The following is a 13097-nucleotide window of genomic DNA, read 5'->3' on the forward strand; positions in this document are numbered from 1 at the left end:
GCGGAGCGATCCGCCGGCCTCTTAGTTTGTACCGGTAACTCAGTTCATCTGGGTGACGAAGCGAGTTTCCAGATAGGCTTCGACCGCTTCCGAGCCGCCTTCCGTGCCGTAGCCGGAATCCTTGATGCCGCCGAACGGCACTTCCGGAATGGCCAGGCCGTTGTGATTGATCGTGAGCATGCCGGCCTCCATGTGGCGGCTGAGCGCATGCGCGGTCTTCACCGAGCCGGTAAACGCGTAGGATGCGAGACCGAAGGGCAGGCGGTTTGCTTCTTCCAGTGCATCTTCAAGGCTGGAGAAGCGATTGACGATCGCCAGCGGACCGAAGGGCTCGTCGTTCATCATCTTGGCCGAGGTGGGAACGTCGGCCAGTACCGTCGGCTCGAAGAAGTACCCCTTGTTGCCGATGCGCTTGCCGCCGGTCTTCAGCGTGGCGCCGTGGCTGACCGCGTCGTGGATCATGTCTTCCATGGCCGGGATGCGGCGGTCGTTGGCAAGCGGGCCCATTCCGATGCCGTCCTCCAGTCCGTTGCCGACCTTGAGAGCTTCTGCGGCCTTCACGAAGCCTTCGAGGAACTTGTCGGCAATGCCTTCCTGAACGAGGAAGCGCGTCGGCGCGACACAGACCTGGCCGGCATTGCGGAACTTGGAGCCCGCGGTAACCTCGATCGCCTTTTCCAGATCGGCGTCGTCGAAGATGATCGCCGGCGCGTGGCCGCCCAGTTCCATCGTGGCGCGCTTCATGTGCTTGCCGGCCAGTGCCGCGAGATGCTTGCCGACCGGGGTCGAGCCGGTGAACGAGATCTTGCGGATGATGGGGTGCGAGATGAGGTATTCGGAGATTTCAGCGGGGATGCCATAGACGAGATTGACCACGCCTGCGGGCACGCCCGCATCGGCGAAGGCACGGATCAGTTCGGCTGGCGAAGCCGGGGTTTCTTCCGGTGCCTTGACGATGATCGAGCAACCGGTGGAAACCGCAGCGGAGAGCTTGCGGACGATCTGGTTGATCGGGAAGTTCCACGGTGTGAAGGCGGCAACGGGGCCGACCGGCAACTTGATGGCCATCTGCGACACGCCGCTGAAGCGCGATGGGATGACCTGGCCATAGGTACGGCGTGCTTCTTCGGCGAACCAGTCGATCGTGTCGGCCGCACCCATGATTTCCATCTTGGATTGCCCCAGCGGCTTACCCTGTTCGCGGGTCATCACGTAGGCGATCGCATCGACTCGCGAGCGCAGGATGTCGGCGGCCTTGCGCATCATCTTGGAGCGATCGAAAGCAGACGTCTCGCGCCAGATCTTGAAGCCCTTGTCAGCAGCCTCCAGCGCCAGATCGAGATCTGCCTTGCGGGCATGCGCTATCTTGCCGATTACCTCTTCCGTCGCCGGGTCGATGACCGGCAGCGTCTCGCCGCCAATGGCATCGCGCCACGTGCCGTTGATGAAAAGCTGAACGTCGGGATAGCTGTGCATGGAATGGACCTTCATTGCGAGTGGGCGTCATATCTGGTTGGCGCCTGGACGGGCGGCTGCAACGTCGGTGCTTGGGAGAACGCTGCCGCTGCTGCCGGGAACATAGGGACTAATTTTGACCGCCGTTTGAAGCGGGAGGAGCGAGATGCCTCGCATGTCCTATGTAGGACGCCGGCGCCGATGATCCAAGACGCAGTTGTCAGACAACGCAGAAATTGCTGTGAAGAATGGTCGGCCGCGATAACGCGGCCGACCATAGGCCGACCACGGATTGATCAGAAGAACGCCTGAATGCCGGTTTGCGCGCGGCCGAGGATGAGAGCATGGACGTCATGCGTACCCTCGTAGGTGTTGACCGTCTCGAGGTTCTGCGAGTGACGCATGACGTGGTACTCGATCTGGATACCGTTGCCGCCGTGCATGTCACGGGCCTGACGGGCAATATCCAGGGCCTTGCCGCAATTGTTGCGTTTGACGATGGAGATCATCTCGGGAGCCATCTTGTGCTCGTCCATCAAGCGGCCGACGCGGAGCGACGCCTGAAGTCCGAGAGCGATCTCCGTCTGCATGTCTGCGAGCTTCTTCTGGTAGAGCTGCATTCCTGCAAGCGGCTTACCGAACTGCTTGCGATCGAGGCCGTACTGGCGGGCGCGGAGCCAGCAGTCTTCCGCCGCGCCCATGACGCCCCAGGAAATGCCGTAGCGGGCGCGGTTGAGGCAGCCGAAAGGTCCTTTAAGACCTGAAACGTTGGGGAGCAGCGCATCCTCGCCGACTTCCACGCCGTCCATGACGATTTCGCCGGTGATCGAGGCGCGCAACGACAGCTTGCCGCCGATCTTGGGGGCGGACAGGCCCTTCATGCCCTTTTCGAGCACGAAGCCGCGGATCTCGTTGTTATGGGCTTCGGACTTCGCCCAGACGACGAAGACATCGGCGATCGGGGAGTTGGAGATCCACATCTTGGCGCCGCGCAGGCGGTAGCCGCCCTCGATCTTCTCCGCGCGCGTCTTCATGCCGCCCGGATCGGAACCGGCATCCGGCTCTGTCAGGCCGAAACAGCCGATCAGTTCGCCGGAAACGAGACCCGGCAGGTACTTGTCCTTCTGCTCCTCGGAGCCGTAGGCGTAGATCGGGTAGATCACCAGTGACGACTGGACGCTCATCATAGACCGATAGCCGCTATCGATGCGTTCTACTTCGCGCGCTACGAGGCCGTAGGCGACGTAGCTTGCATCGGCGGCGCCGTATTTTTCCGGCAGCGTTACGCCGAGAAGCCCGGCCTGGCCCATCAGCCGGAACAGTTCCGGCTCGGACGCCTCGTTCAGATAGGCTTCCTGCACACGTGGCAGCAATTCCGATTTGCTGAAGGCTGCGGCCGAGTCACGGATCATCCGCTCTTCATCCGAAAGCTGCTCTTCAAGTAGAAAGGGGTCGTTCCAGGAAAATGCCGCGCGTCCGCTCACAAGTATGCCTCCAGTTTGGAGCTCGATTATCGATGACGTCTTGTCTATCGGCAAGGCGCGTTTACTCATTAGGGCATGATTGATAGTAATAGACCATGAGCACTCTGAGCCGCCGTCTCCTGCCGTCTACCGCCGCGCTTGCCGCCTTCGAGTCGGTTGCGCGCCTGCGCAGTTTTTCCGTGGCGGCCGAAGAGCTCGCACTTACGCAAGGGGCCATAAGTCGGCAGGTTTCGGGCCTGGAGGAGCTTCTGGGCGTTCTGCTTTTTGAAAGGACGAGCCGTGGCGTCATACTGACGTCGGTAGGCGCGGATTATGCGAAATCAGTCGGAGCGGCGCTGTCGCAGATCCGATCGGCATCGCTGCAGGCCATGACCAAACGGCATAGCGATACGCTCAATCTTGCCATCCTGCCAACCTTTGGCACGCGTTGGCTGATGCCGCGCATTCCGAGTTTCGTGGCTCGGCACCCGGAGATCACGCTGAACTTCGCCACACGCATCGGCGTCTTCGATTTCGACCGCGACGGCATCGACATTGCCATCCACATCGGCCAGCCGGACTGGCCGGGAGCCGACTGCACCTTTCTGATGGAGGAGATGGTGGCGCCGGTCTGCAGTCAGGCCTTTCTCGATAGCCATCCGGTCAAGGAGCCACGGGACATTCTGGCATTGCCGCTCTTGCACATGGCATCCCGACCGGGAGCGTGGAGCCACTGGTTCCAGAGCCTCGGGCTGTCGGGTGCCACATCGCAGGGAATGCGGTTCGAGCAGTTTTCCAATGTCGCGCAGGCCTGTGCGGCCGGGCTCGGCGTGGCCTTGATGCCGCTGTTCCTCATCGATTCCGAGCTGGCGAGCGGGCAGATCGTGCAGGCCTATCCTCATCAGGTCCGAAGCCCCAGCGCCTACTATGCCGTGGCGCCGTTGACCAAGACCGATTTCCGGCCGGTCGTGGCATTCCGCTCTTGGTTGCTGGAGGAAGTCGAGCGCTACCGCGGCGGTGAAGTGATGGCTTGGTAGGACAGCATGTGCGTCGTTATGACGTAGCAGGCCCGTTGGAGGGCGATGCGGAAAATGCGCATTCCTCCCTTGCGGTCGAGGGCGAGGCCGCTAGGATTATCGCCACAAATCACTTCAAGCGGTTTTCTCCACAATCAGGATATGCGAATGGAATTGGTGTTCGACGGCCATAATGATGTGCTTTTGCGGCTTTGGCGGACGATGAAATCCGGCGGCGATCCGGTCGCTGAGTTCATGGACGGCATCTCCGAAGGTCACATCGATGCGCCCCGTGCGAAGAAGGGCGGGCTCGCGGGCGGGTTCTGCGCCATCTACATTCCTTCGGGTGATCTTATCCTCAAGGAGCCGGACGCAAACGGTCACTACGAGACGCCGCTTTCGGCGCCTCTGGCCCTCGAACCGTCGCTTGAGATTGCGCTTGAGAAAGCAGCGATAGCACTGCGCCTCGATCGGGCGGGAGCCTGGCGTCTATGCCGCTCCACGGCAGATATCCGCAAGTCGATGGAGGATGGCATCTTCGCGAGCGTCCTGCACATCGAAGGCTGCGAGGCGCTCGATCCCGACCTCGAAAACCTCGAGGTTTTCTACGCGGCAGGTCTGCGTTCGCTCGGGCCCGTGTGGAGCCGGCACAATATTTTCGGCCATGGCGTGCCGTTTGCCTATCCCATGTCTCCCGACACAGCGCCGGGTCTTACCGACCTTGGCTTCGAACTGATCAAGGCGTGCAACAGAATGGGCATCCTCGTCGACCTTGCTCACATCACCGAGCAGGGTTTTTGGGACGTGGCGAAGACGACGGACCAGCCGCTCGTTGCCAGCCATTCGAATGCGCATGCGCTTACCTCGGTGGCGCGCAACCTGACGGACAGGCAATTTGACGCGATCAAGGAGAGCGGCGGGCTGGTCGGCCTCAACTATGCCGTGACCATGTTGCGCCCCGACGGCAGGGACAATGCGGCAACGCCGCTGTCCGACATGGTCCGCCACATCGACCATATGGTGGAGCGCATGGGCATCGATCATGTGGCGCTCGGATCGGACTTCGACGGAGCCACGATTCCAGAGGGAATCAAGGACGCCGCCGGCAATCAAAATCTGGTTGCGGCCCTCAGGGACGCGGGATACGCTGACGAGGAACTGGGGAAGATTTGCCGGGAGAACTGGCTCAGGATCCTGGCGTCTGCCTTGCGCGAATAGCCGCTGGGCAGCTAAAAACAGCTCATCAACAGGGGAACAAAAACATGATCGACTTGCTGAATAAACGCGTGCGTCTGCTGGCTTCCAGCGCTGCCGTGGCGCTGCTGCTGGCGGGAGCTCCGCAGGCGTTTGCTGCAACGCCCGCGGATACGCTCGTTCTGGGCTTTGCATTTGACGACATCATTTCGCTTGATCCGGCGGAAGCGTTCGAGCTCTCGACTGCGGAGGTCACTGCCAACACCTATAACCTGCTCGTACGCCTCGATCAGGCCGATACGTCGAAGGTCAAGGGTGAACTGGCCGACAGCTGGACTGTTTCCGACGATGGCCTGACCTACACGTTCAAGCTGAAGTCCGGCCTGAAATTCGCGTCCGGCAATCCGATCACCGCCGACGATGTTGCGTTCTCGTTCGAACGTGCGATCAAGCTGGACAAGTCTCCGGCCTTCCTTCTCACTCAGTTCGGCCTGTCGGGCGACAACGTGACGGAAAAGGCGAAGGCGGCCGACGAGAGCACGTTCGTGCTGACGGTCGACAAGCCCTATGCGCCGACCTTCGTGCTCAACGTGCTGACGTCCACCGTGGCGTCCGTCGTGGACAAGAAGCTGGTAACGGAGAATGCGAAACCCGTCACGCCGAACGACGACTACAAGTACGACACCGACTTCGGCAACGAATTCCTGAAGACCGGCTATGCCGGCTCCGGCCCATTCAAGACCCGCGAATGGCGCGCCAACGAAGTGGTGGTGCTGGAACGCAATGACAATTACTTCGGCGAGAAGCCCACGCTTGCCCGCGTCATCTATCGCCATATGAAGGAAAGCGCCGGACAGCGCCTGGCGCTGGAAAACGGCGATATCGACGTGGCCCGCAATCTCGAGCCAGGCGACATCGAGGCGATCTCCGGCAAGGAGGGGATGGCGACGACGTCCGCGCCGAAGGGCACGATCTACTATTACAGCCTTAACCAGAAGAACGAGACGCTTGCGAAGCCGGAAGTCATCGAGGCGTTCAAATACCTCATCGACTATGACGCGATCGGTGAGACCTTGATCAAGGGCATCGGCACGATCCGCCAGACCTTCCTGCCCGCCGGCCAGCTCGGCGCACTCGATGACAAGCCCTACACCCTGAACGTTGAAAAGGCGAAGGAACTGCTGGCCAAGGCCGGCGTCCCTGAGGGCTTCACGGTGACGATGGACGTCCGCAACACCCAGCCGGTCACCGGCATCGCCGAGAACGTCCAGCAGACGCTGGCGCAGGCCGGCATCAAGCTCGAGATCATTCCGGGCGACGGCAAGCAGACGCTTACCAAGTATCGTGCCCGCACACACGACATCTATATCGGCCAGTGGGGCTCGGACTACTTCGATCCGAATTCGAATGCGGAAACGTTCACGTTCAATTCCGACAATTCCGACGAAGGCACGAACAAGACGCTCGCATGGCGTAATGCCTGGGATCCGGCAGAACTCAGCAAGAAGACGCAGGCCGCTCTCCTCGAACAGGATAGCGACAAGCGTGCCGCGATCTACCAGGATCTCCAGAAGGAAGTCCTGGCGAACGGACCCTATGTCATCGTCTTCCAGCAGACCGAAGTGGCAGGGCATTCGGACAAGCTGAAGAACTACAAGCTTGGTCCGAGCTTCGATACCAACTTCGTCTCTTCGGTCTCGAAGGAATAGTTGGTCCGGATCGTTGGCAATTATTGACACGAATGCGAAACCCTGGCGCGGCAAAAGCCGCGCCAGGCGTCGCGGCATGGCGATCCTCGGCTTTCTGCTGACGGTCGTCACCACCTTCCTCGGCCTCCTGGCCGTCACCTTCTTCATCGGCCGCGTCATTCCGATCGATCCGGCGCTTGCTATCGTCGGAGACCGGGCGCCGGCTCACGTCGTCGAGCGCGTCCGCATGGAACTCGGACTGCATCTGCCGCTCTGGCAGCAGTTCTGGATCTACCTGAAACAGGCGCTGAGCGGGGATTTCGGCACGTCGGTTCTGACGACCAACCCCGTACTGGCCGACATAAAGCGGGTGTTTCCCGCCACCATCGAGCTTGCTACCGTCGGAACGATCATCGGCGCCGTCTTCGGCGTGCCGCTCGGTGTGCTGGCTGCGGTCAAGCGCGGAAGCCTGATCGACCAGATTGTCCGGGTGATCGGGCTGATAGGCTATTCCGTGCCGATCTTCTGGCTCGGATTGCTGTCGCTGCTGCTCTTCTACGCGAAGCTCCGCTGGGTCGCCTATCCCGGCCGCGTCGACATCATCTACGAATACAGCTTCACGCCCGTCACCGGCTTCTTTATTCTCGATGCGGTCATGCAGCGCCAGTGGGACGTGGTATGGGACCTGTTCCGCCACATCATCCTGCCGGGGTCGCTGCTCGGCTACTTCTCGCTCGCCTACATCAGTCGCATGACACGCTCGTTCATGCTGAACGAGCTTAGCCAGGAATACGTTGTGGCAGCACGGGCCAAGGGGCTGTCGGAAGCGCGCATCATCTGGTTCCACGCGCTTCGCAACGCTGCCGTGCCATTGGTTACGGTGATTGCGCTCTCCTATGCCGGCCTTCTCGAAGGCTCCGTGCTGACCGAAACCATTTTTGCCTGGCCCGGGCTTGGCCTCTACATCACCAATTCGCTCCAGAACGCCGACATGAATGCCGTGCTCGGCGGAACGGTGGTGATCGGCTCCGTCTTCATCGGCATCAACCTCCTGTCCGACCTCCTTTACCGGACGCTTGACCCAAGGACCCGGAGCCGATGAGCGTCGTGGAACAACATCTCAAACCCTACAGCCGGGAATGGCTGCTGTCCGACCGTCCGACGTCTCGAAAGCAAGCGCGCATCGGCCGAGCCTATGTGATCTGGCAGCGGTTTGCAGAGAACCGGCTGGCACTCTTCGGCCTGATGATCATCATCGGACTTCTGTTCGTTGCGGCCTTTGCCGACGTGCTGGCGCCGCACAATCCCTTGCAGGGCGATCTGCGCTATGCGCGCCTCCTGCCGCCGGGGTCGGATGGCTATCTGCTCGGCACCGACGACCAAGGGCGCGACATTCTCTCGCGTCTCATCCATGGCTCCCGGCTGACGTTGCTGGTCGTCGTGCTCGTGGCGGTGATCGCCGCCCCTGTCGGGCTGATCGTCGGCACCGTTTCCGGTTATGCCGGTGGGTGGGTGGATGCGGTCCTGATGCGCATCACCGACATCTTCCTCGCCTTTCCGAAGCTAGTTCTCGCTCTTGCCCTGGTCGCGGCACTCGGGCCGGGCATCGAGAATGCCATCCTGGCGATTGCCATCACCTCGTGGCCACCCTATGCGCGCATCGCCCGTGCCGAGACGATGACCTTCCGGAACTCGGAGTTCATATCCGCGGTCCAGTTGATGGGTGCATCGCCTTTCCGCATCGTGTTGCGTCACGTCATGCCGCTCTGCCTTTCGTCGCTGATCGTACGCGTGACGCTCGACATGGCAGGCATCATCCTGACGGCTGCTGGCCTCGGTTTCCTCGGTCTCGGTGCCCAGCCGCCGCTGCCGGAATGGGGCGCAATGATTGCCTCGGGCCGCCGGTTCATCCTCGATCAGTGGTGGGTTGCGGCCATGCCCGGCGCTGCCATCCTCATCGTCAGCCTCGGGTTCAATCTCCTGGGGGATGGCCTGCGTGACGCACTCGATCCGAAGGAGGCGGGCCAATGACGCCGCTCCTGACGGTCGACGATCTGCGCGTCAGCTTTCCCACTCGCACCGGCAAGGTCGAGGCGGTCCGCGGTGTTTCCTTCACACTCGGTCGCGAACGCCTTGCCATCGTCGGCGAATCCGGTTCGGGAAAGTCCCAGACCGGGCGGGCGATCATGGGGCTGACATCGCCCAGTGCCGAGATCCGAGCCAAGAAGCTTGCCTTCGGAGAAACGGATCTGCTGACGATGTCTGCCAGGCAGCGTCGTGATTTGCGCGGCAAGCGACTGGCGATGATCCTGCAGGATCCGAAATATTCCCTCAATCCGGTGATGACCATCGGACGCCAGATCATCGAAACCTTGAAGACGCATGAGAGTGTCGGCCGCAGCGAGGCGCGGGCGCGGGTGCTTTCCATGCTGGAGGCAGTGCAGATCCGGGATCCCGAGCGTGTCTTCGATCTCTATCCGCACGAGGTTTCGGGCGGCATGGGGCAGCGCGCGATGATCGCCATGATGCTGATTTGTGGTCCCGAATTGCTGATCGCCGATGAGCCGACCTCCGCGCTGGACGTGACTGTGCAGCTCGAAGTTCTGTCGATCCTCGACAAGCTGGTCGCGGATCGTGGCATGGGACTGATCTTCATTTCCCACGACCTCCGGCTTGTTTCGACCTTCTGTGATCGCGTTCTCGTCATGTATGCGGGACGCGTGGTCGAGGAACTATCCTCGGCAAACCTGCACGAGGCGCAGCATCCCTACACGCAGGGTCTGTTGAATTGCCTGCCGCAGATCGGCGCTGATCGCCATCCGCTTCCGGTGCTGGAACGAAAGCCGGAGTGGGCACTATGACGACAACCGCGCTTTCTGTTCGCGACATGCTGGTCGTCTACGAGGACTTTGCGGCATTGAACCGTGTCAGCCTCGATGTTCAGCATCAAGAATCCTTCGGTATCGTCGGCGAATCCGGGTCGGGCAAGTCCACGCTCCTGCGGGCGATTTCGGGCCTGTCCGCCTTCCAGGAGGGCAGTCTCACGGTCGATAGCCGCAACTTCAACGGCCGGAAAAGAGACCGGGAGTTCTACCGCACGGTTCAGATGGTGTTCCAGGATCCGTACGGGTCGCTGCACCCACGCCAGACGGTCGACCGGTTGCTGCTGGAGCCGCTCGCGATCCACGGCTTCGACAATGTCGATGCCCGCATTGCGCGCGCGCTCGATGAAGTCGGCCTCGGGTCCGGTTTTCGCTTCCGTTATTCCCATCAGTTGTCCGGTGGGCAGCGGCAGCGCATCGCCATCGCGCGTGCGCTGATCGTCGAGCCGAAAATCCTGCTGCTGGATGAACCGACCTCTGCGCTCGATGCATCGATCCAGGCGGAAATTCTGAACCTGCTCGAGCAGGCCCGCCGGGACCGGAGCCTTACCTTCGTCATGGTCAGTCATGACCTTGGTGTCATCAGCCATATGTGCGAGCGGCTGGCGGTGATGAAAAGCGGCGAAATCGTCGAGATCCTGCCCGCCGACGCACTGGAAAAGCGGCAGTTTTCCGCTGATTATACCCGCCAGTTGCTGGTTGCCAGCGAGGGCTTCCGTCGAGACTAGGTTGGGGCCAATAGGCCGGGATGCTTGGATGAACCTGCGCGCGCTCATGTATTTCGACGAGGTCGTCCGCACGAATTCGATGCGGGCGGCGGCGGAAAACCTTAACGTCGCGGCGACTGCTGTCAGCCGGCAGATCGAAAATCTCGAGGAGCATTTCGGCGCGCAGCTGGTGGAGCGAACCAACCGGGGCATCAAGCTGACGGCGGCCGGCCGGCTGCTGGCCGAAAGGGCAGGGCGCACCCTGCGCGAACTGGAGCACGTGCATCAGCTGATCGAGGACCTGCAGGGCCTCGAGAGCGGGAAGGTGGTGCTCTACGCCAACGGCGCGACCGTCGCCAATGTCATCGCGCCGGTGCTGGCCGAATTCAGCCTCCGCTACCCGAAACTGCGCTTCGAAGTGACGATCGGCAGTGCACGCGAGGCGATAGAGGCATTGACGACCGGTGAGGCGGATATCGCCGTCACGCTGTTTGCATCGACAATGTCCGGCGTGAAGCTGCGGCTTCGCTCGGAAATCCTCTATGACGTCATCATCAATCCAAAAGAGCCGGTTGCCTCCACCAGGCACATATCGCTTGAGGAACTGGCGCGACTGCCATTGGCACTACCTGACCGCAGCTTTGCGGCGCGGCAGGCCATCGAGGAGATGTTTTCCCGAGAAAAGCTGGATGTCGATCCCGTATTTACCACCAGTTCGCTGGATATGCTGAAGGAGCTGGTGCTGCGCGGTGCCGCCGTGACGCTGCTACCCGCGCTTTCCGTCCAGCGCGAAATTGAAGCCGGCACGCTGGCTGCCGTTCCCGTGGCCGATGACAAGGCGGTCCGTACGGCAGTCGATCTCTGCGTCTCGCCCGATCGACAACTGTCGTTTGCGGCCAACACGTTGGCTGAATTCATCGAAGACTACATGCGTCGCTCGGCGGGGCAGGTGTAGCACTGTCGTCTTTGGTGTAGCTGTTTCGGCTACGCTGGCTTTTGTTTTTATCTATTGTGTGTTCGCAGGCGAAATGTCATATCCGCGTTGATGGCCCGTGAGGCCCCAGACCATCGATGAGGTCCAAGATGCGCATTCCGTCTCTTCCGCATGCCGCTTTCCTGCTTCGTGCTTCTCTTGCCGCTGCCGCCGTGACAGCCGCAGGCTTCGCGGGGCCTGTTTTCGCGGCAGCGAAGACGTCCGTGACAATCGGTATGTCGGTGGAGCCAATCGGGCTTGACCCGACCATTGCTGCACCTGTGGCGATCGGCCAGGTAACCTGGCAGAACATTTTCGAAGGCCTCACGACCATAGACCGCCAGGGGAAGGTGCAGCCGCAACTGGCCGAAAGCTGGGACATATCCGATGATGGCCTCACTTATACGTTCAGGCTCCGCCAAGGCGTGAGTTTCCACGACGGCGAAACATTCGACTCGTCCGTGGCCAGGTTTGCGATCGACCGCGCGCGGGGCGATGCGTCGGTCAATCCGCAGAAGCGCTATTTCCAGTCCATCGAAAGCATCGAAACGCCGGATGCACAGACACTGGTCCTGAAGTTGGGCAAGCCGACCGGCAGTCTCCTCTACTGGCTGGCCTGGCCGTCATCGAGCATGGTTGGAACCCGGTCAGCCGACAACAACAAGACCACGCCCGTCGGTACCGGTCCGTTCAAGTTCGTGAACTGGGCAAAGGGCGAGAAGGTCGAACTGGCCCGCAATCCGGACTATTGGAACAGCCAAGCTGCGGCCAAGCTTGAAGGCGCTGTCTTCCGTTTCATGTCGGATCCGCAGGCGCAGTCCGCCGCCCTGCAGGCCGGTGACGTCGATGCGTTTCCGGAATTTGCCGCGCCCGAGCTGATACAGAGTTTCGAGGGCGATGAGCGCCTTGCCACGGTCATCGGCCACACCGAGTTGAAGGTCGTGGCGGGGATGAACAACACCCGCAAACCTTTCGATGACAAGCGCGTGCGCCAGGCACTGATGATGGCGATCGACCGGAACATGATCGTGGAAGGGGCGTGGTCAGGCCTCGGCACATCCATCGGCAGCCACTACACGCCCAATGATCCGGGCTATGTCGATCTTACGGGCACCTACACCTATGACCCGGAAAAGGCGAAGGCGCTTCTTGCCGAGGCAGGCTATCCGGACGGCCTCAGCTTTACGATCAAGGCGCCGCAGATGGCCTATGCGCAGCGGACCTCACAGGTCATGCAGGCCATGTTCTCCGAGATCGGCGTCACGATGAACATCGAGACGACGGAGTTTCCGGCCAAATGGGTGTCGGACGTACTGAAGGCTGGCGACTACGACATGACGATCGTCGCCCATGCGGAACCCATGGATATCGACATCTACGCGCGTGATCCCTACTACTTCAACTACAAGAACCCGGCGTTCAACACGGTGCTGGAAAAGGTCCAGCAAACGGCCGACCCGTCCGAGCAGGCGGCTTTGTACGGTGAAGCACAGAAGATCCTGGCCGATGATGTTCCGGCGCTCTACCTGTTCGTGATGCCGAAACTCGGCGTTTGGGACAAGAAACTGAAGGGGCTCTGGGAGAACGAGCCCATTCCGTCCAACGTGCTGGCGGAGGTCCATTGGGAGGAGTGAATGCAGAGGTTTTCGGAGTGATTGCGTTCCACTCCCCAACCCCTCCCAATAACGGGGAGGGGTCTGATCCGCCGTACTGCCACGC

11 protein-coding genes are annotated in these 13097 nt (G+C 61.2%); 9 read left to right on the forward strand and 2 right to left on the reverse strand.

Annotation, left to right across the window (positions count from 1 at the left end; genetic code table 11):
* Window positions 1–39 precede the first annotated feature (39 nt).
* Both LH464_RS14425 and LH464_RS14430 read right to left on the reverse strand, forming a co-directional pair.
* A complete protein-coding gene (locus tag LH464_RS14425; protein WP_226787094.1) occupies window positions 40–1476 on the reverse strand; it encodes an NAD-dependent succinate-semialdehyde dehydrogenase in 1437 nt (478 codons plus the stop codon).
* A 275-nt stretch (window positions 1477–1751) separates the two neighbouring features.
* Window positions 1752–2939 carry an acyl-CoA dehydrogenase gene (locus LH464_RS14430; protein WP_226787095.1) on the reverse strand — a complete coding sequence of 396 codons (1188 nt, stop codon included), beginning with the start codon at window positions 2937–2939 and terminating at the stop codon, window positions 1752–1754.
* A gap of 95 nt (window positions 2940–3034) precedes the next feature.
* On the opposite strand from LH464_RS14430, the gene LH464_RS14435 reads away from it, so the two are divergent.
* The 9 genes from LH464_RS14435 (at window position 3035) to LH464_RS14475 (ending at window position 13012) form a co-directional block, all read left to right on the forward strand.
* Window positions 3035–3955, forward strand: coding sequence for a LysR family transcriptional regulator (locus LH464_RS14435; RefSeq protein WP_226787096.1), 921 nt, complete (start codon window positions 3035–3037; stop codon window positions 3953–3955).
* Between the two features lie 147 nt (window positions 3956–4102).
* Window positions 4103–5152: a dipeptidase gene (locus tag LH464_RS14440; protein ID WP_226787097.1), complete on the forward strand. Its 1050-nt coding sequence runs from the start codon at window positions 4103–4105 to the stop codon at window positions 5150–5152.
* A gap of 44 nt (window positions 5153–5196) precedes the next feature.
* The gene (locus tag LH464_RS14445; protein ID WP_226787098.1) at window positions 5197–6837 is read left to right on the forward strand and encodes an ABC transporter substrate-binding protein; all 1641 of its coding nucleotides are present in this window, start codon (window positions 5197–5199) and stop codon (window positions 6835–6837) included.
* 76 nt (window positions 6838–6913) lie between these two features.
* Complete coding sequence (locus LH464_RS14450) at window positions 6914–7918, forward strand: ABC transporter permease (protein ID WP_390624986.1); 1005 nt, start codon at window positions 6914–6916, stop codon at window positions 7916–7918.
* On the forward strand, window positions 7915–8847 hold the full coding sequence (locus LH464_RS14455) for an ABC transporter permease (RefSeq protein WP_226787100.1): 933 nt from the start codon (window positions 7915–7917) through the stop codon (window positions 8845–8847). The genes LH464_RS14450 and LH464_RS14455 overlap by 4 nt, the downstream gene beginning before the upstream one ends.
* On the forward strand, window positions 8844–9677 hold the full coding sequence (locus LH464_RS14460) for an ABC transporter ATP-binding protein (protein WP_226787101.1): 834 nt from the start codon (window positions 8844–8846) through the stop codon (window positions 9675–9677). The genes LH464_RS14455 and LH464_RS14460 overlap by 4 nt, the downstream gene beginning before the upstream one ends.
* Window positions 9674–10426 (forward strand): ABC transporter ATP-binding protein, encoded by a 753-nt coding sequence (locus LH464_RS14465; protein WP_226787102.1) that lies wholly within the window; start codon window positions 9674–9676, stop codon window positions 10424–10426. The genes LH464_RS14460 and LH464_RS14465 overlap by 4 nt, the downstream gene beginning before the upstream one ends.
* A 28-nt stretch (window positions 10427–10454) precedes the next feature.
* Complete coding sequence (locus LH464_RS14470) at window positions 10455–11360, forward strand: LysR family transcriptional regulator (protein WP_226787103.1); 906 nt, start codon at window positions 10455–10457, stop codon at window positions 11358–11360.
* Between the two features lie 128 nt (window positions 11361–11488).
* Window positions 11489–13012, forward strand: a complete 1524-nt coding sequence (locus LH464_RS14475; protein ID WP_226787104.1) for an ABC transporter substrate-binding protein — start codon at window positions 11489–11491, stop codon at window positions 13010–13012.
* The last annotated feature ends 85 nt before the right edge of the window (window positions 13013–13097 follow it).

It is taken from the genome of Pseudorhizobium xiangyangii (assembly GCF_020531965.1).
In the GTDB taxonomy this organism is placed as follows: domain Bacteria; phylum Pseudomonadota; class Alphaproteobacteria; order Rhizobiales; family Rhizobiaceae; genus Neorhizobium; species Neorhizobium xiangyangii.

What these genes read in the sequence shown, in the direction of transcription:
- LH464_RS14475 (WP_226787104.1), top strand. Translation starts at nt 11,489, where the DNA reads ATGCGCATTCCGTCTCTTCCGCATGCCGCTTTCCTGCTTCGTGCTTCT.
- LH464_RS14450 (WP_390624986.1), top strand. Translation starts at nt 6,914, where the DNA reads ATGGCGATCCTCGGCTTTCTGCTGACGGTCGTCACCACCTTCCTCGGC.
- LH464_RS14460 (WP_226787101.1), top strand. Translation starts at nt 8,844, where the DNA reads ATGACGCCGCTCCTGACGGTCGACGATCTGCGCGTCAGCTTTCCCACT.
- LH464_RS14470 (WP_226787103.1), top strand. Translation starts at nt 10,455, where the DNA reads ATGAACCTGCGCGCGCTCATGTATTTCGACGAGGTCGTCCGCACGAAT.
- LH464_RS14445 (WP_226787098.1), top strand. Translation starts at nt 5,197, where the DNA reads ATGATCGACTTGCTGAATAAACGCGTGCGTCTGCTGGCTTCCAGCGCT.
- LH464_RS14455 (WP_226787100.1), top strand. Translation starts at nt 7,915, where the DNA reads ATGAGCGTCGTGGAACAACATCTCAAACCCTACAGCCGGGAATGGCTG.
- LH464_RS14435 (WP_226787096.1), top strand. Translation starts at nt 3,035, where the DNA reads ATGAGCACTCTGAGCCGCCGTCTCCTGCCGTCTACCGCCGCGCTTGCC.
- LH464_RS14465 (WP_226787102.1), top strand. Translation starts at nt 9,674, where the DNA reads ATGACGACAACCGCGCTTTCTGTTCGCGACATGCTGGTCGTCTACGAG.
- LH464_RS14425 (WP_226787094.1), bottom strand. Translation starts at nt 1,476, where the DNA reads ATGCACAGCTATCCCGACGTTCAGCTTTTCATCAACGGCACGTGGCGC.
- LH464_RS14440 (WP_226787097.1), top strand. Translation starts at nt 4,103, where the DNA reads ATGGAATTGGTGTTCGACGGCCATAATGATGTGCTTTTGCGGCTTTGG.